The sequence below is a fragment of the Sinorhizobium sp. 6-70 genome, from assembly GCF_030124375.1.
Classification (GTDB): Bacteria; Pseudomonadota; Alphaproteobacteria; order Rhizobiales; family Rhizobiaceae; genus Sinorhizobium.
In genome coordinates this window covers 93,061-110,300 of the sequence record NZ_JASKLS010000002.1, presented here as the reverse complement: position 1 = coordinate 110,300, position 17,240 = coordinate 93,061, and the positions used below count along the sequence as shown (strand labels likewise).

Below are 17,240 nucleotides of genomic sequence, written 5' to 3'. Positions count from 1 at the left end.
CCAACTGCCTGCCGCACCCCGGATCCGGGGTGCGGCGATAGGACAAGGTTTTCCCGATGCGCAAAGATCGCCGGCTTCACTGGCTTCTTCTCGCCCCCGCCCTCATACTGATGGCGGTCATGCTCTACTATCCGATGTTCGGAACGGTCTATGAGAGCTTTCACGAGACCAGCTTTCTGAGCCCGGACCCGAAGTTCGCCGGACTCGCTCTCTATCGCCGCATCGTCGCCGACCGCACGTTCGCGGAAGTCGTGGTAAATTCGATCGTCTGGACCTTCGGCGTCGTGCTGCTGCAGAACATTCTCGGCTTCCTGACCGCACTTCTCTTGAACCAGAACCTGCCCATGCAGGGCGTCCTGCGCGCTATCGTGCTCCTGCCCTTCATCCTTCCGGGCGTGGTGGCCGCGATCCTATGGCGCTTCATGTACGATCCGCAGCTTGGCCTCGTGAACTCGCTGCTGTTGCAAACGGGCCTGATCGAGAACAGCGTCGCCTGGCTCGCGGACAGCCGCATGGCCATGGCTTCGGTGATCGTCGCCGCAGTCTGGAAGGGCTTTCCCTTCTCCATGCTGATCTATCTCGCGGCATTACAGAACGTCGACCAGAGCCAGATCGAAGCGGCGACGCTAGACGGTGCAGGTCCGACCCGACGGCTCCTCGATGTCACACTGCCCGCGATCCGCGACGTCATCGTCGTCAACGTCGTGCTGACCCTGATCCTGACCTTCAACTATTTCGACATCATCTGGGTGCTGACCCGCGGCGGGCCGCAATCGGCGACCCACATCTTCCCGACCAAGATTTACGAGACCGGCTTCGGCCAGTTCCGCTTCGGCGAGGCCGCGACCTACGGTGTGTTCTCGATTCTCGTGCTGGCTGTGCTCGTGGCGCTCTATGCGATCGTTCAGGGTCGGGCCAACCGCAGGAGGGGGGTGGCATGAAGCAAAAGAGATCGACCCGCCTCGTGTTGACGCTGATGCAAGTGCTGCTGGCGATCGTCGTCTTGCTGCCCTTCTTCTGGATGGTATCGGTCAGCCTGAAACCGCCGACCGAGCCCTTCGCGATCCCGGCGAGGCTCTGGCCGGACCATCCCACGGTCGGGAACTACGTCTCCGCCTTCCGGCCGGAGTTCCGCACTTATTTCCTGAACTCGCTGGTGGTTTCCCTCGCCACTGTGGTCATCACGGTGACGCTCGGCCTGCTTGCCGCCTACAGCTTCACCCGGGCACAGATCGTCGCGATCTCGGCACTGGTCGGGCTCGTGGTCCTGGCGCAGATGTTTCCCCATTCCGCGATCATCATCCCGATCTACAAGATGATGCGCAGCGCGGATCTCCTGAACACCTACTGGTCGCTGATCCTCGCCTATGTCTCGGTCACGCTGCCGGTGGCGATCTGGATGCTGCGGGGCTTCCTGCTCAAGCTTCCGGCAGCACTGGAGGAATCCGCCGCGATCGACGGGGCGACGCCGCTTCGGGTGTTCTGGGACATCGTCGTGCCGCTGTCGCGTCCCGGACTGATCGCCACCGCGGTCTATGTGCTGATCGTCACCTGGCAGGAGTTCCTCTTCGCGCTGTCCTTCACGTCGACGAAGGAGATGCGCACCCTGCCGGTCGGCCTCAACGACTTCATCGGCCAATACGGCATCCGATACGGCGAACTCATGGCCTCCTCGGTGATGGTGTCGCTACCGGTCATGGCCGTCTTCTTCTTCCTGCAACGCTATTTCGTCGCCGGGATCACCGCCGGCGCGGTGAAAGGATAAGTCATGGCGTTGATCGAAACCTCGAACCTCGTCCCCGGCGTCCGGCAGATACTCTTCAACCGGCCCGATAAGCTGAATGCGCTGTCAACGCCGCTCATGCGCGAATTCGAATCGGCGCTGGAGGAGGCCGCTGCCGACTCCGACGTGCGGGTCATCGTGCTCCGCGGCGCGGGCGGCAAGGCCTTCGTCGCCGGGGCGGACATCGCCGAATATCAGGGGCACAAGCGGGCGGAGTTCATCGCCTACCAGCTCAACTCCCGCCGCGTCTTCGACCGGCTCGAGCGCATTCCGAAGCCGGTGATCTGTGCGATCGACGGTTTTGCGCTCGGAGGCGGCTTCGAGATCGCGCTCTGCTGCGACATCCTCGTCCTCTCAGAAACCGCCCAGCTTGGCCTGCCCGAAGGGCGGCTGGGTCTCTGCCCCGGCGGCGGCGGCACGCAAAGGCTGCTGCGGGCTGTCGGCAAATATGCCGCTTCCGATCTGCTGCTTGCGGGCTGGCGGATGTCGGCCGAGCGCGCGTTGGCCCTCGGAATTGCCGCCGAAGTCGCACCCGCGGAGGGGATGGACGAGGCGATCCTGCGGCGGGCGCGCGCCTGCCTGAAGATCGCTCCGCTTGCCGCGGCCGAGATGAAGCGGCTGCTGCGCGAGGGCGCGGATGCCGGCATCGAGACGGCCAAGAGCCTGGAGCAGGAAACATTGTTCCGGCTCTATTCGACGGCCGACGGACAGGAAGGCATCGATGCCTTCCTCGAGAAACGTGACCCTAAGTTCAGGATGGAATAGGCGATGGAATTCAAGGGTAAAGTCGTGGCCGTGACAGGCGGCGCCAAGGGTATCGGCCGGTCCTGCGTCGAGCTGTTCGCGGCGCGGGGCGGCCAGGTGGTGTTCTCGGACATCGACGAGCCGGGCGGCGAGGTGCTTGCCGCCTCGCTCGGCGACGCCGTGGCCTTCATTCGCGGCGACGTGCGAAAACTCGAGGACATGCAGGCCATGGCGGCGCTCGCCGAGGCGCGCTTCGGCGGACTGGATGTCGTCGTGAACAATGCCGCGGTCGCGCTCAACGGCGTCATCGACGAGATCGACGAGGAGCGCTGGACGACCGTCATCGACACCAACTTGACTGGCTGCTGGCGGACGCTGAAGGCCTGCGTGCCGCTCCTGCGCAAGCGCGGCGGTGGGGCGGTGGTCAACCTCTCGTCGGTCCAGGGCCTGATCGGCTTTCAGGGTTGGCCGGCCTATGCCGCGACCAAGGGCGCGATCATCGCACTCACCCGGCAATGCGCCATCGACCTCGCCAAGGCGGGCATCCGCGTCAACGCCGTGGCGCCAGGCACGATCATGACGCCCATGAACGAGAAGATCTTCGACGAGGTCGAGGATGCGCAGGCCCTGATCGACACCTGGAATCGGGCACATCCGATCGGCCGCTTCGGCCAGCCGGAGGAAGTCGCCGAACTGGTGGCTTTCCTCGCCTCGGACAAGGCGAGCTTCATCACCGGCGAGATCGTGCGTTGCGACGGCGGTCTCGCGATCCGGGGAGAATGATGCAGGATCTTATCGCCATAACGAGCGCTTGCGGCACGCTGCAGTTCGATCCGGCTGTCGGCAACATTCCCCGGCTCAGCTTTCGATGGGCGGAACGCCGGATCGAGCCGCTGCATGCCGCCCCTTGGAGGAACGAGCCGGAGGCAAAGGCAGACCCGGCTCTTATCCCCGCCGAACGGCGGCTGGCGGGCGACTTCTTCTGCGCTCCCTTCGCGGCCGCGGCCGATCCGACGGTGCCCGCCCATGGCTGGACCGCCAACAGTCCCTGGCTTCTCGAAGAGCACGAGGCGGGGAGGATGCGTCTGGTCCTTGCCCGCGACGTCGCCGGGGCAAGGGTCACGAAAAACCTCGAGATCGCCGAGGATGCACCGCTCCTCTATCAGGAGCATGTGATCGAAGGCGGGCAGGGCATCCTACCGGTCGCCCACCATCCGATGGTGCATCTCTCCGGGCGAGGGCGGTTCTTCACCTCGAAGAAGCGCGCCATCCTCACGCCCGAACAGCCGCTGGAGCCGGGACGGTCCTGCCTTGCCTATCCGATGCGCGCGGTCGACCTGGCAAAAGCGGCCGGTGCAGAGGGCGGCACGGTGGACCTGACGCGGTGGCCGATCGGTCGCCGCAATGAGGATTTCGTGACGCTCGTCGAGGCGCCGGGTGCCGACATGGGCTGGACGGCGGTGATCCGCGAGGACGAGGACGACATCATTTTCTTTCTCAAGGATCCCACAATCCTCCCGGTGACGATGCTGTGGTTCTCGAACGGCGGGCGCGACTACGCACCGTGGAATGGGCGGCATCTGGGTGTGACCGGCATCGAGGACGGCTGCTGCCCCGGGCTTGCCGGAGAAGCGGCGGCCGGGCGGGTAAACCCGATTTCCGCCGAGGGTGTGGCGACCGGCCTGGCGCTCGCCGACGAGCGTCGACACGTCGTCCGGCACGTGACGGGTGCGGTGCCGCGCCCCTCGGGCTGGACCGAAATAGCCGCGATCTCCGTCGAGGGCGATCGGCTCACGATCGCGGACGGAGCCGGGCGGCATCTGGCGTTGCCCTGGCACAGCGATTTCCTGAAAGGACAGAATTGAAATGGCCGCAATCGAGTTGCGAAAACTCTCGAAGCATTTCGGCGCCTATACCGCGCTCAGTGAGCTGGACCTCGCCATCCGCGACGGCGAGTTCCTGGTTCTGCTAGGCCCCTCCGGATGCGGCAAGTCGACGACCATGCGGATCGTCGCTGGCCTGGAGGAACCGAGTTCCGGCGAGATACTGATCGACGGGCGCCGCGTCAACGACGTGCCCGCCCGTGACCGCGACCTTGCCATGGTATTTCAGAACTATGCGCTCTATCCGCATATGACCGTCGGCGAGAATATCGCTTATCCGCTGAAGCTCCGGAAGCTCGCGCGACCCGAACGGGAAGAGCTGGTCCGGGCCGCCGCGAAGCGGGTGGACATGCTGCATCTCTTGACCCGGCGTCCGGCGGAGCTTTCCGGCGGGCAGCGACAGCGCGTGGCACTGGCAAGGGCCATCGTCCGCAAGCCGCAGGTCTTCCTGATGGACGAGCCACTCTCCAACCTCGATGCCAAGCTGCGCACGGTGATGCGCGGTGAGCTCAAAAACCTGCAGCGCGACCTCGGCGTCACGACGATCTATGTGACCCATGACCAGGTTGAGGCCATGACGCTGGCAGACCGGATCGTCGTCCTGAACAAGGCGGTGATCCAGCAGATCGGCGCACCGGCAGAAATCTACGCCCGTCCCGCCAATACCTTCGTTGCGGGCTTCATCGGCTCACCCCCGATGAATCTCCTGCACGGACGCGTCGAGGGCGGATCGTTCGAGAGCGAGGGTGGAAAGTTCCGGCTGGACCACGCCGAGGGCGAACTGACGCTCGGCGTTCGCCCCGAACATGTCAGCCTCGCGCCCGACGGAGCCGGCCATTTCACCGGCACGGTGTTTGCCTCGGAACTGCTTGGCGACTGCACCATCCTCACCGCCAAGGCCGGCGACGCGTTGATCGCAGCCAAGCTTCCGCCGGAGGCAGGCCTTGAGATGGGCAGGCCGGTCAGCCTGAAATTCGAGACCGGGCGCATGCATCTCTTCGACACGGAGACTGGCGAGCGGAGGGGCGAGGCATGATGGCCGCGCCTATCCTATCGCCGGACCGTATGCGGGTCTTCTTCGACGGTATCTGGAGCGCGCCGCGGCTCAGCCACCCGGAAGGCGTGGCGATCGGGCCGGACGGCTGGATCTGGTGCGGCAACCAGGACGGCGACATCTGCCGTATCGCGCCCGACGGCGGCCGCATCGAGCGCGTTGCCTCGACTGGCGGCTTCATCCTCGGTCTCGCCTTCGACGGCGGCCGGGCGCTTTACGCCTGCGATCTGAAACATGCCGCGGTGTTCCGGCTGGACCTTGCAAGCGGCAAGCTTCAGCGGCTCGAAGCGCCGGGCCTGCGTATTCCGAACTATCCGGTCGTCGATGGGCGCCGGGGACGGCTTCTCGTCTCCGACAGCCATGACCCGGGGCGGCCGGGACCCGGGATATGGTCCTTCGACTTGTCGGGCGGGGCAGGCCGCCTGTGGTGCGACGCCGACTTCACCTTCGCCAACGGCCTTGCCATGCGGCCTCAGCTGGATGCGCTCTACGTCTGCGAGACCTTCGCCCAGAGAGTGTCGCGGATTGTGATCGAGCCCGACGGCAGCCCGGGAGCGATCGACCCTTTCGTCACCGACTTGCCCGGCTATCCGGACGGGCTCGCCTTCGACGAGGCGGGCAACATGCTGATATCGCTTTACGAACCCTCGCGCGTCCTGCGGATCGGTTTTGACGGCTCCATGCGCGTGCTTGCCGAGGACCCGACCGCGCATGTGCTCTGCCATCCGACCAACATCGCCTTCGACGGGACAAGGCTGTTCGCGGCCAATCTCGGCAGGTGGCACATAGCGGCCATCGATTGCGACATCGGCGCGGCACCTCTCTGGAAGGCGACGGCATGACGTTCATCGGACTGACCTGGGACCACCCGCGCGGATACAATGCGCTTGCGGAAACGGCACGGCGCATCAATCAGCAACGCGCGCAGCCGCTGATCCAATGGAACAAGCAACCCCTTGAAGGTTTCGAAAGTGCTCCCATCGCCGAACTGGCGGAGCGCAACGACCTTCTGGTGATGGACCATCCGCATATCGGCGAGGCTGTCGCCGAGGGCTGCTTCCTGCCGCTTGAAGACCTCTATCCGCCCGAACTGCTTGAGGCCTGGCAGCGCGACAGCATCGGCCCTTCGGCCGCCAGCTACCGCTGGGACGGCAGGACATGGGCGCTGCCGCTGGACGTGGCAACGCAGGTCATGGCCCGCCGGGCGGACCGGATCTCGGCGCCGCCGGCTGACTGGGAGGGACTGGTCGGGGTCGCGGCACGCCTGCCGGTGGCGCAGTCGCTGGCCGGGCCGCATGCCGTGCTCAGCCTGATGTCGATGGTGGCCGGCACCGGCGCCTCGGTCGGCGGCGAGGACTTCCTCCCGCAGGCCGAGGCGGCCGCAGCGCTCGAGACCATGCAGCGGCTTCACGCCTTGCGGCCTGCCGGCAGCGAAAATCTCAATCCCATCGCGCTCCTCGAGACCATGGCCCGAAGCGAGGACATCGCGCTGATCCCGCTGGTCTTCGGCTATGTCACCTATGCCGCACCCGGCCATGCGCCCCGGATCGTGACTTTCTCGGACACGATCCGGGCGTCCGGAGGCCAGGGCGGCGTGATCGGCGGTACCGGCATCGCCTTCTCGCGCCGGTGCCGGCCGACACCGGAGCTGCTCGCGCATATCGCATCGCTGCTGACGGCATCGACGCAGATCGAGACCTTCCCTGCCTTCGGCGGCCAACCGTCGGCGCGCGCGGCCTGGCAGGATAGGGGTGTCAACCGCAAATGGGGCGATTTCTATCGCAACACGCTTGCCACCGCCGAGACCGCGCTGCTGCGCCCCCGCTTCGATGGCTACATCGCCTTCCAGACGGCCGCGTCCGTCCGGATCCGCGTGGCGCTCGATGAGCGCGAGGATCCCGAAACCACCCTTGTCGCCCTTCGCATCCTCTGGCGCCGCGCGCGCCAGAGGGCAAGGGGACAGCTCGACGACACAGAGGATGATCATGACTGACACTCAGAGCCCCGCACCCGCCGCCCTTGCCGGCATCCGGATTCTCGATTTTTCGCATCTGCTGCAGGGTCCCTTCGCCACGCAGCTCCTGGCCGACATGGGCGCGGATGTCCTCAAGATCGAACGCCCCGGCAAGGGCGACCTGTTCCGTTCGCTCACCTTCCGCAACAAATGGGTCGGCGGCAGCGAGAGCCCGAACTTCCTTGCCTGGAACCGCAACAAGCGCTCGATCGCGTTGAACCTCAAATCGCCGGAGGCGAAAGCCGTCATCATGGAGATGGCGAAGACCGCCGACATAGTGGTCCAGAACTTCCGCCCCGGCGTGCTCAAGGCGCTCGGCTACGGCTACGAGGACTTCCGGGCTGTCAATCCGCGCATCATCTATTGCTCCGGCTCGGGTTATGGCGAGGACGGCCCCTATGTCGACCGACCCGGCCAGGACATGCTGGTGCAGGGGTTGACCGGCATCATGGCGGCGACGGGGCAGGCCGATGCACCGCCGACGCCGGTCGGGGCCGGCTTCTCGGACCAGATCGGCGCGATGAACATGGTGTACGGCATCCTTTCGGCGCTTTACTGGCGCGAGAAGTCCGGGCTCGGGCAAGAGGTCAAGGTGAATCTGATGGCCGGGATGCTCGCCCACCAGAACCAGGAAATGGTGATGGCGCTGAACTTCAACGAGGATTTCCAACGCCCGCGATCGGGCATCGGTCACCCCGGCATGGACGCGCCGTTCGGCACCTATCCGACGCAGGACGGCTGGGTCACCATTGCGATGAGCCCGTACCGGACGCTCGTTGGCGTGCTTGGAAATGACGACCTGCTCGTCTACGACGAACCCGAAAAGCTCTTTGCGCAACGCGACGAGATCTGGCGCAAGCTGGCGGCGGAGACCGGGAAATGGACGACGGCGGCGCTGATGGAGGCCCTGCTGGAGGCAGATATCTGGTGTGGCGAAGTAAAATCGCATCTCCAGGCAGCCGAGGATCCGCAGGTGCGCCACATGGAGCTGGTAACAAGCTACGAGCATCCTAGAGCGGGCACTGTCAAGGTCATAGCGCCCCCGGTACGTCTCTCGGAGACGCCGGCGACAATCCGTAAACCTGCGCCACTGGTAGGGCAGCACACCCGCGAGATCCTGCGTGAATACGGCTATGCGGAAGAACAGGTCAGCGCCTGGCTCGCTTCTGGCGTAGCCTACGCCGATGAGGCTCCCGAATAGCCGGAGCTCGTTCCCGGGCGCCATTCTGTCGATGGCGCATCAGCATCACGCGGAGGAAGCGCGAGCGTACGGTCGCGTTTCCTCCCCCGAGGTCTCGCGGCGCTCAAACCGTTCCATGGTACATCAATGGGAACAGCGAGGGTGGCGATCGCGGGGCGGAGTTTGGCTAAGCTGCCTTGTTAAAATCTTGGTCCAGGCGATTCATCCACGCACGAAAGTTGTCGATCAGGATCACCAGATCGTACTGCCATTCGAGTTTGAGCAGGCGCCAGCCCCTTCCGCCAGACGCAAGTTCCGCTTCGACCCTCTGCCTCAGCTCATCCGACCGGGCGTCGCCACTCCGCAATCGAAACGACGGGGCTGCAACGTACCCTCGGGCACCGCGGAAACGGGCCAAGTCCTTATTCAGAGCTCTCCCCTCGGCTCTTGCATGCTGCATTTCATTGTCCAAGGTAATTTCTCCCTTTCCAATTAGCCAATTTATATCGTAATACGATATATCGGGCAAGAGTCGCAGATGGGGATGACGTCTTCTGTGCCATCCATAAGGCAGCGAGCGGTGAGGGGAGAACGAGTATTTGGCACGAGTTCGCCCGACGTCACTCTTGGGCGGAAGCCTTGTCATTCAGTCGCGCGAGCAAGGCGATCAACTCTGGCGCCATGATCTTGATCTCGCGCAGGTGAATGGCGCTCAAGTGCCGGAGGCTCGCCTCCGCTTTCTCTGTCAGATTGAGAGTTTGCCGCCGCTTGTCGGCAGCGTCCGTCGTGCGCAAAACGTAACCTGCCTTCACGAGACGGGTCGCGAGTTCCGTTGCTGTATGCGGCGCAATGAGCAGCTTCTCGGCAAGCATCCCCACAGTCATGGTCTCGCCGACGGGAAGGCCCTTGATCGCCAGTAGCGCCTGATGCTGCTGCGGTGGTAAGCCCGCTTCCTGGGCAGCCGAAGTGCTGAAATCCAGGAACTTGCGCAAGGTATAGCGAAGCGTCGCCAGCGACTCATAATCGGCTCGCGTCAATTCCGCTTCTAAACGACCCATAATCGCAATCCTCATCTGCTCCCTGTCGTCCTTTTTGGCCGCGTTTGTCAGGGCGGGCAAGAGGATCAACGGTGGCAAGGAGCCACCGTGTGAAATCGCACCAGGCGGCTTCGATGCTCGCTCATTCTTTTGCCGAGCTTCTCAATCATCTCCCTTTGGCGGCGCCCAAATCAGTCCACCATCTCCTAAACCTTGGTTTGGGAGGCCTCAGCCAAATCTCGGTGCTACCCTGTTGCTTTACCGAAAGCAGGAGGCAAGAAGTGCAAACCTTGAGATACGCTGTCTTTATTATGGTCTGGTTTAATGTGTTACTCGCGACGTGGCTCTCGATACACATGCTCTACGACCCGGAGGGATGGTATTACTTCGTCCCTGGAGTGACCGACACGGGCTTCTACAACCAACATTTTATTCGTGACATCGGCATCATCCAGGGATTCATCGCCCTGGCATTTGCGATCGGCTGGTTCAAGCCAGGCCGGCGACTTGAGCTTTGGGGAGCTGCCACTCTCTGGCTGATCGCGCACGCCATCTTTCACTTCTGGGAAGTGGCGGTCGGGATATGCTCCGCCTCCGTCATTGCGCGCGATTTTCCGGCCGTGAGCCTGCCGGCACTCTTTGGCATCGCAGCCACGGCCTGGGCATGCACTCGCGGGCAGCAAATGGCCCCTCTGCCGAGTAAAGCTTGACGGGGTATCCTAACCGGAAAGAAGGGCGGCGCACCGCACGCCGCCCAATCCTCGGGAACGAAAGAATTGACATCGGGCCGATCGCTAGGCCGCAACGGTCTGGGAAAGCCAGTCAGAGAGCGCGATCGCAGCCCCTTATGTGATCGTGCTGCTAAGGCTATTGGCGATTTCGTGAGGCATAGCGTTCTGAAACCTGTGAGGATCAGGCGAAGGCTCCCGTCATGGAGACTGAAACGTCCCAGAGGCGCCGCGCGACGTCAGGATCGATTGCCCAACTGGCAACTCCCTTACTGCCCAATTCGCCGCTGTAGAGTTGGGCGACGTCGAAGTCTTCGAGATAGTAGCCTCCAAGACCATCGAGTTCAGAGCTGACTGCTGCCCAGACCATGGTCGCAGCACCCTGTTCAGGGGTTTTGCGTCCGTTCGCCGGATCAATGCGCAAGTTTCCAAGCTCGTCATATGCATCAAAGCGTGCCAGGTGCTCGGGTGTCAGGTGTCTGACGATATCCGTCAGAATCTGACCCGGGTGGAGCGAGAAAGCACGCACGCCGACGTCGCGGCCGCGCCTGTCGAGCTCAACTGCGAACAGCGCGTTCGCCGTTTTGGCCTGGCCGTACGCGAGCACGCTGTCATAGGCTCGGCGCAAGAAATGAATGTCCTCGAAATCGATGCCTCCCGCCTGATGGGCCCGAGAGGAAACGCTCACGACGCGCGCGCCGTTGGCGCGCACAAGCGCGGGCCATACTGCAGCCGTTAGCCGGAAGTGGCCGAGGTGATTGATCGCAAACTGGCCCTCGTGACCCTCCGCGTTACGCCACAATGGTGTCGCCATGACGCCGGCGCTGTTTATCAGCATCGATACAGGGCGCCCAGAGGCGACGAGCCCGGCTCCGAATGCTGCGATTTGGCCAGAATCGGTGAGGTCGAGATCGACGATCGAAACGTTGGGCAGGTCGGCGAGATTGCGCTCGGCCTTTAGCCGATCACGGGCGGGAACGATCACAGCGGCGCCGGCGCCAGCAAGGGCCCGGGTCGCCTCGAGTCCAAGGCCCGAATAGCCGCCGGTGATGACCGCAGTGGTCCCGTTGAGATCGAGCCCGGTGACCACCTCGCTCGCGGTGCTGGCGATGCCAAAACGCGTCGCAATGGAATGCTGACTATGCATGGATATCTCCGTGATGCTTGTGTCACCCACATATCGGCACTAAGTCTGGAGGATCCATCGTCAAGACGCCAAGTTACTGTCGTGATCGTCCAAAAGCCTAAAGAAGATGTACTTTCGTCCGTTCTAGAATGCCTGCACGCGCGGGCGCTTTGCTCGATGCGGTTGGAGGCCGCCGGGAGATGGGCCATCCATTTTCCCCTCCCGCGGGTGGTGAAGTTTGACGTGGTCCGGCGCGGCGAATGCTGGTTGCGCCTTTCGGACGCCGAACCAGTGCGGATTGGTGCCGGTGATTGCGTCATCGTGGCAGGTGTGCCTTATGAGCTTGCGAGTGATCCGGATACACCCGCGATCCCCGCGCAAGAGCTGTTTGCGACAGGCGGCATCGCACAAATTGGCGACACGCCGGATTTCGCTGTCCTCGGCGGAACGCTTCAACTCGACGCCGTCGATAGTCTCTTTGTAACTGGTGTACTGCCTTCGGTCGCGGTGATGCGAGCCGATGAAATGGCACCGGTCGGATGGCTTTTGGAACAGTTAGATCGCGAATGGAACAGCGGCATGCCGGGAGCTCGGTTGGCCAGCAACGACCTCATGCGCCTTGCCTTCATTCACGGGTTGCGCGCCCATTTGGCGAAACTCGGTGAGGGTGTTGGATGGCCGCACGGCTTGATCGACCGAAACCTGGCGCCAGCAATGCAAGCCATTCATGCCGAGCCGATGCGCGCCTGGACCGTAAGCGAGTTAGCGCGTATCGCAGGGCAATCGCGCTCCGGATTTGCCGCCAGATTTCGCGCCCGTGTGGGGCTGTCGCCTATCGAGTATCTCGCGCGCTGGCGCGTACGATTGGCAACTGCCCGGCTGCGTAGAAGTGACGCCCCTATATCAAGCATCGCAATGGAACTTGGATTTGCGACGGACAGCGGATTCAGCGCCATGTTCCGAAGGGTGACGGGCATGTCGCCGCGGCAGTATCGAAGCCGGCGGGGGGAGTCTATGATGGCTCTTGAGCCCGATGTCCACGCATGCGTTAGGCCGCCTCGAGCCGGCTGAACCGAACCGGGATGAGTTGCCGCGCCTCGAGTTGTCCTGCCGAATCCTTGTCGATGATCGTCAGCACCTGTTCTTCAGATCCCACGGGAAGAACCAGACGACCCATTGGCTTCAGCTGCTCAAGCAAAGCGGGGGGTGCCTCCTCAGCCGCCGCCGTGACCAGGATCTTGTCGAATGGCGCGTGCTCAGGCCAGCCGCGCGTCCCGTCGCCGATACGAATGCCGATATTTGAAACGCCAAGCCCCTGCAGGAGAGCCTCGGCATGGCTTGCGAATTCTTCGATGATTTCGACGCTCCAAACTTGCCCGGCGAGTTCCGCGAGAATTGCGGTTTGGTAGCCCAGGCCAGTGCCGATCTCGAGCACTGCCTCATGCGGTTGGGGAGCAAGGAGATCGGTCATGAGGGCGACCATGAAGGGCTGCGACACGGTTTTATCGAAGCCGATCGGCAGTGGCATGTCCTGGTAGGCAAAGGGCGCCGCCGCAGCGGGTACGAAGAGGTGTCGGGGCACCCGCAGCATCGCTGCCATAACCCGTTCATCGAGCGCCGCCTTGCCCAGTTCTTCGCTTTCAAGGTCGGCATAGATTGCAATCACCTCGACCATGTGCCTGCGCAGAATTGCGAGGTGCTCTTCGTTCATTGGCTTCATGAGGGCGGACCCTCCTCTGACAGTTGGCCGCCAGACAGGCCTCTCAACATTAAAGGACCATGGATATACGATAGCAAGATCAAAAGGCGAAAAGTGGCCCCAGCGATCCGGCTGCTTACACCCAAGCTCTCAGAAGTGTGGACTGCTTGGCATGCAGGATGCGCATAGTAGCCATTCCTTGCATTAGCCGTGCCGAACCCCGATCTATTAGGGGATCCGGCTCTGGAACTCCCGGACTCCAATAATCGATCAATCAAGGTGGTAGACGTCCGTCCCGGCTGACTAGCCGCGGACGACCGATTCCCACCCGACGAACAGAGGGGGAGCGATGCGGGAATCGGCCAGGACCGACAATGCAATGACACTCCGCGAGCGCTCGGATTTGATGATGTCAGTCGCTGATGCGCTTGAGGCGACGGCCGAGAAGGCGCACGAGATCGGGAATGACAGGTTTGCGGCGAACTCGATCAGTCTGGCCAGGATCATAAGCGGCTGCGCTGGCGACGTCGTGACAAGCAACCTGCCTGCGGCTGAGCTTCTCTTGCAGCACGGCATCGCGCTTCTGTCGCTGTTTCCAGGTGGAACGCCGCGGTCCACGGTGCATTAGCTCCGCGCATCGCCTGAAGTTTGTTCGGATTGCCAATTTGCCGACCGAGGTCATGCGGCATGATCCACCATGCTCTATGCCTCGCTTTGCTCCATCGCCAGCTCTGCCTCGAGGCTTTCGGTATCGCGGAAGATCGTGGCAACCGCCAGAACGCGTCCGCCGCGCTTGAAGCGTAGGAGGCAGTCCCTCGCGGCAACGTCGCCGTCAATCTCGATCGCGTCCCATCCCTCGGCGTGTCCGACATAGTTGATCGGAATATCGTAATGCTGGCTCCAGAAGAACGGCACGTCCGTGAACTTCTTCCGGCGTCCGAGCATGTTGAGCGCAGCGGCAGCACCCTGCCGCTGTGCCACCACCCAGTGCTCCACCCGGATGTTCTCGCCGCTGTGGGGGTCGGGCCATCGCGCGATATCGCCGGCAGCATATATCCCCGGTACGCTGGTCTCGAGATAGGCATCGACCCGGACGCCCCGATCGATGGCGAGACCGGCTCTCTCGGCGAGATCGACGCGCGGCCGCACGCCGATGCCGGCGACGACCATCTCGGCAGCGAGCGCACTGCCGCTGCTCAGCATGACCTCGCCCGCGCCGATGCTCGCCGCGGTATCCCTAAGGTGGAAGACAACGCCGTTTTTCTCATGCAGGGAGCGGATGAAGTCGCCCATTTCAGGGCCTAGCACCCGTTCCATCGGCCGTTCCTCGGGCGCCACCACATGCACTTCGACACCGCGGCTGCGAAGAGAGGCGGCAACCTCGAGGCCGATGAAGCTGGCACCGAGCACGACGGCGTGGCGCGCCGCGCCGCTCTGCGCGATGATCCTGCGGCAATCGGCCAGCGAGCGCAGCGTGTGGACGTGAGGCTGGTCGGCGCCGGGTATGGTCAGGCGCACCGGTTCTGCGCCGGTCGCCAGCAGCAATTTGTCGAAGGCGACCCGTGCCCCGTCGGCGATCACGACCTCGCTGGCACGGGCATCGATGGCGGCAACCTTGGTTCCGAGGCGCAGATCGATGCCGTTCCTCGCATAAAAGCCTTCCTTGCGAAGCGGGATCCAGTCTTCGGGAGCCTTGCCCGCGAGGTAGTCCTTCGAAAGGTTGGGGCGGTCGACGGGCAGGGCCTCGTCGTCGCTGATCATGACGATGGCGCCCTGATATTGTTCACGCCGCAACCTTTCGGCGGCGGCAAAACCCGCCGCACCACCGCCGACGATGACGATCCTTTCCGGAGACGCTACGGTATCGCTTTCGCGCGAGGCCGGCGACGGTTTCTTGCGTTTCTCGCCAACGAAAATCCTTTCGCCTCGCTGCTCAACGGACCAGCAGGTGAGCGGCGACAGGGCAGGCGCGCGCAGAGCCTCTCCAGTACGCAGGTCGAAGCAGGCGTGATGCCAGGGGCAGCGGACGCTGTCATCGGCGACGAGGCCGTCGACCAGCGGACCACCATAGTGCGAACAGGCGGCAGCAACGGCGAATATCTCCGTCCCGCGGCGCACCAGAAGCACGGGCTCGCCGTCGCGATGGCCGACCAGCTTTCCACCATCGGGGAGATCGGCGAGCGCAATGCCGAGGGCCAGATCGGGTCCGCTCGGGTGTGAATGGTTACCGGCCATTTTCTCCTCCCTCAAAGGGCAGCTGCCGGTATCGCCCATTGCGACGCGCGGTTAGCGGGCAGCTTCCCTTGAATTTTCCGCTATTCCGGCTCGCAGGCAAATGAATTTGGCCTGAAGTTGATTGGAATTTTCGTGATGGAGTCCGTACGGTCGCTCTCGTAGCTCGAATGGACGGCATCGAATTTTGATCCGACGGGAGCAGTCACTGGCACATCTACCGAAAAGTTGGAGGCCTTTCGGATGAGGTCGCGACAAACAAAAGCTTAAAGCGATATCTCTAACCTATTGAGTTGTTGGATCTAAGCCACCCGGCAGCTTTCGAGCAAATGGCCCACCGTCTTCAATGGCATACCGGTGGAAGCCAGCAGTATCTTCATGGACATGTGGCTCTTGCCAGGGAACTTTACGCCGGCGGGAACACCCGCCGGCCGTCGTCCGGCACGGATGTTATCCGCGTCCAAGGCGGAAGGAGCGAAACCGTCATGCGCCCGAAATCCGCAACGTCCGCGCGTCAGTTATGAGCGTGGAGGGGGATGGCTGTGACGTGACGTCCGGCTCCTCGGCGTCAGCGCCCGCGTGCAGCCACGTGCGAGATCATTGCGGTCGTCCCCCGCTGGACCAGCGGCCCATCGATCTTGATCGTCATGGGACGCGGCCTTTTTCCGTGGATCGCCATATCGATCAGTATTTCCGCTGCCCTCTGACCCATTTCGTAGTTCGGCAGCACCAGTGTCGAAAGCGGCGGATGCGTGTAGCGCGCGAGTTCCTGATCGTCATAGCCCATCACCGACAGGTCCTCGGGTACGCGCAGGCCGCGCTCGGAAGCTGCCTCGAGGACTCCGATCGCCATCAGATCATTGCCGCACAAGATCGCGGTCGGGGGATTTTCCATGGCGAGCAGGTCCAGGCCCGCCTGGTAACCGCGCAGCGGCAGCCAGTCGCCGTCGCGCACCAACGCCTCGTCGAAGGCGATGTCGGCCGTGGCAAGCGCCTGCTTGTAGCCTTTGAGGCGGTCGACCGCTGCGTCCATCCACGGTTCGCCGTTGATGAAGCCGATGCGTCGATGCCCCAGTGACGTCAGATGCGCCGTTGCCGCGAAGCCGCCGGCCACCTCTCCCGGCACTATCGCCATATGCTGGCGCGGCTCGGCATAGCAGTTCAACAGCACTGTCGGAATGCCTTCGAGCTCAGGCGGGACGCTCACCTTGCGGGTGAAGATGGTTGCGTAGATCACGCCAGCGATTGCCGGGTCGCGCAGGACGGCGCGTAATACCGCGCTCTCGAGGTCAGGATTGGATCGGGTCGCATGGGCGGAGACGAGCAGCCCCTGCTCGAAGGCATAGTCGCGAATTCCGTCGAGGCTGACCACCGGATGCGGGCTCGTCGATATCTCGTCGACAATGAAAGCGATCGTGTCCTTCTCGATCGCCGGTGCCTGGGCGGGGTCCTGGCGGGTACTCGGCAGCCTGTAACCGATCTTTTGCGCCGCTTCGCGCACACGCTCCCTGGTTTCGGCCGAGATGCGGGCACCGGACATGTCATTGAGGACAAGGGACACGCTTGACTGCGACACACCGGCGATGCGCGCCACGTCCGTCATCGTCGGCCGGCCACCGCTCGTTTCCTTCCGCGTCACGTTGCGTCCGTTGTCTTTTGCCATTTCGGTCCCCTGCCGGCGCTGCAGCGCCGCATTGATTTTTTGCAAGCGCTAATAACTTTAGCCTTGACTGCTAATATTATTAGCGCAAGGTTTGCCC

17 protein-coding genes are annotated in these 17,240 nt (G+C 63.2%); 12 read left to right on the top strand and 5 right to left on the bottom strand.

Annotation, left to right across the window (positions count from 1 at the left end):
- Window positions 1-56: 56 nt before the first annotated feature.
- Genes QN222_RS04375 through QN222_RS04335 form a run of 9 tightly spaced genes read left to right on the top strand, consistent with a single transcriptional unit; the run spans window position 57 to window position 8,679 of the window.
- A complete protein-coding gene (locus QN222_RS04375) occupies window positions 57-941 on the top strand; it encodes a sugar ABC transporter permease (protein WP_283965786.1) in 885 nt (294 codons plus the stop codon).
- The gene (locus QN222_RS04370) at window positions 938-1,765 is read left to right on the top strand and encodes a carbohydrate ABC transporter permease (protein WP_283965787.1); all 828 of its coding nucleotides are present in this window, start codon (window positions 938-940) and stop codon (window positions 1,763-1,765) included. Before QN222_RS04375 ends, QN222_RS04370 begins: the two co-directional genes overlap by 4 nt.
- Before the next feature lie 3 nt (window positions 1,766-1,768).
- Window positions 1,769-2,548, top strand: a complete 780-nt coding sequence (locus QN222_RS04365) for an enoyl-CoA hydratase/isomerase family protein (RefSeq protein WP_283965788.1) — start codon at window positions 1,769-1,771, stop codon at window positions 2,546-2,548.
- Window positions 2,549-2,551: 3 nt separating this feature from the next.
- Window positions 2,552-3,310 carry an SDR family NAD(P)-dependent oxidoreductase gene (locus tag QN222_RS04360; RefSeq protein ID WP_283965789.1) on the top strand — a complete coding sequence of 253 codons (759 nt, stop codon included), beginning with the start codon at window positions 2,552-2,554 and terminating at the stop codon, window positions 3,308-3,310.
- Window positions 3,310-4,392 (top strand): hypothetical protein, encoded by a 1,083-nt coding sequence (locus tag QN222_RS04355; RefSeq protein ID WP_283965790.1) that lies wholly within the window; start codon window positions 3,310-3,312, stop codon window positions 4,390-4,392. Before QN222_RS04360 ends, QN222_RS04355 begins: the two co-directional genes overlap by 1 nt.
- Window position 4,393: 1 nt before the next feature.
- Window positions 4,394-5,446 carry an ABC transporter ATP-binding protein gene (locus QN222_RS04350; protein WP_283965791.1) on the top strand — a complete coding sequence of 351 codons (1,053 nt, stop codon included), beginning with the start codon at window positions 4,394-4,396 and terminating at the stop codon, window positions 5,444-5,446.
- Entirely contained in the window at window positions 5,443-6,306 is an 864-nt protein-coding gene (locus QN222_RS04345; RefSeq protein WP_283965792.1) for an SMP-30/gluconolactonase/LRE family protein, read from the top strand. The genes QN222_RS04350 and QN222_RS04345 overlap by 4 nt, the downstream gene beginning before the upstream one ends.
- A complete protein-coding gene (locus QN222_RS04340) occupies window positions 6,303-7,457 on the top strand; it encodes an extracellular solute-binding protein (protein ID WP_284005266.1) in 1,155 nt (384 codons plus the stop codon). The genes QN222_RS04345 and QN222_RS04340 overlap by 4 nt, the downstream gene beginning before the upstream one ends.
- Entirely contained in the window at window positions 7,450-8,679 is a 1,230-nt protein-coding gene (locus tag QN222_RS04335) for a CaiB/BaiF CoA-transferase family protein (protein ID WP_283961042.1), read from the top strand. The genes QN222_RS04340 and QN222_RS04335 overlap by 8 nt, the downstream gene beginning before the upstream one ends.
- 599 nt (window positions 8,680-9,278) lie before the next feature.
- Here the strand turns inward: QN222_RS04335 and QN222_RS04330 are convergent.
- A complete protein-coding gene (locus QN222_RS04330; protein ID WP_284005330.1) occupies window positions 9,279-9,716 on the bottom strand; it encodes a helix-turn-helix domain-containing protein in 438 nt (145 codons plus the stop codon).
- Window positions 9,717-9,805: 89 nt separating this feature from the next.
- Between QN222_RS04330 and QN222_RS04325 the strand changes: the two genes are divergently transcribed.
- A complete protein-coding gene (locus tag QN222_RS04325) occupies window positions 9,806-10,405 on the top strand; it encodes a hypothetical protein (protein ID WP_283961043.1) in 600 nt (199 codons plus the stop codon).
- Between the two features lie 202 nt (window positions 10,406-10,607).
- Here the strand turns inward: QN222_RS04325 and QN222_RS04320 are convergent, their stop codons facing one another.
- Window positions 10,608-11,570: an SDR family NAD(P)-dependent oxidoreductase gene (locus tag QN222_RS04320; RefSeq protein WP_283961044.1), complete on the bottom strand. Its 963-nt coding sequence runs from the start codon at window positions 11,568-11,570 to the stop codon at window positions 10,608-10,610.
- Between QN222_RS04320 and QN222_RS04315 the strand changes: the two genes are divergently transcribed.
- Window positions 11,565-12,620 carry an AraC family transcriptional regulator gene (locus QN222_RS04315; RefSeq protein WP_283961045.1) on the top strand — a complete coding sequence of 352 codons (1,056 nt, stop codon included), beginning with the start codon at window positions 11,565-11,567 and terminating at the stop codon, window positions 12,618-12,620. The genes QN222_RS04320 and QN222_RS04315 overlap by 6 nt on opposite strands.
- On the opposite strand, the gene QN222_RS04310 is transcribed toward QN222_RS04315, so the two are convergent.
- Window positions 12,598-13,269: a protein-L-isoaspartate(D-aspartate) O-methyltransferase gene (locus QN222_RS04310; RefSeq protein ID WP_283961046.1), complete on the bottom strand. Its 672-nt coding sequence runs from the start codon at window positions 13,267-13,269 to the stop codon at window positions 12,598-12,600. The two genes, QN222_RS04315 and QN222_RS04310, sit on opposite strands and share 23 nt — an antisense overlap.
- 328 nt (window positions 13,270-13,597) lie before the next feature.
- Here QN222_RS04310 and QN222_RS04305 point away from each other — a divergent pair, with 328 nt between their 5' ends.
- Entirely contained in the window at window positions 13,598-13,876 is a 279-nt protein-coding gene (locus QN222_RS04305) for a hypothetical protein (protein WP_336621005.1), read from the top strand.
- Between the two features lie 74 nt (window positions 13,877-13,950).
- On the opposite strand, the gene QN222_RS04300 is transcribed toward QN222_RS04305, so the two are convergent.
- Together QN222_RS04300 and QN222_RS04295 are read right to left on the bottom strand one after the other, a co-directional pair.
- Window positions 13,951-15,483 carry an FAD-dependent oxidoreductase gene (locus QN222_RS04300; protein WP_283961047.1) on the bottom strand — a complete coding sequence of 511 codons (1,533 nt, stop codon included), beginning with the start codon at window positions 15,481-15,483 and terminating at the stop codon, window positions 13,951-13,953.
- Window positions 15,484-16,048: 565 nt separating this feature from the next.
- A complete protein-coding gene (locus QN222_RS04295) occupies window positions 16,049-17,143 on the bottom strand; it encodes a LacI family DNA-binding transcriptional regulator (protein ID WP_283961048.1) in 1,095 nt (364 codons plus the stop codon).
- Window positions 17,144-17,240: the final 97 nt, after the last annotated feature.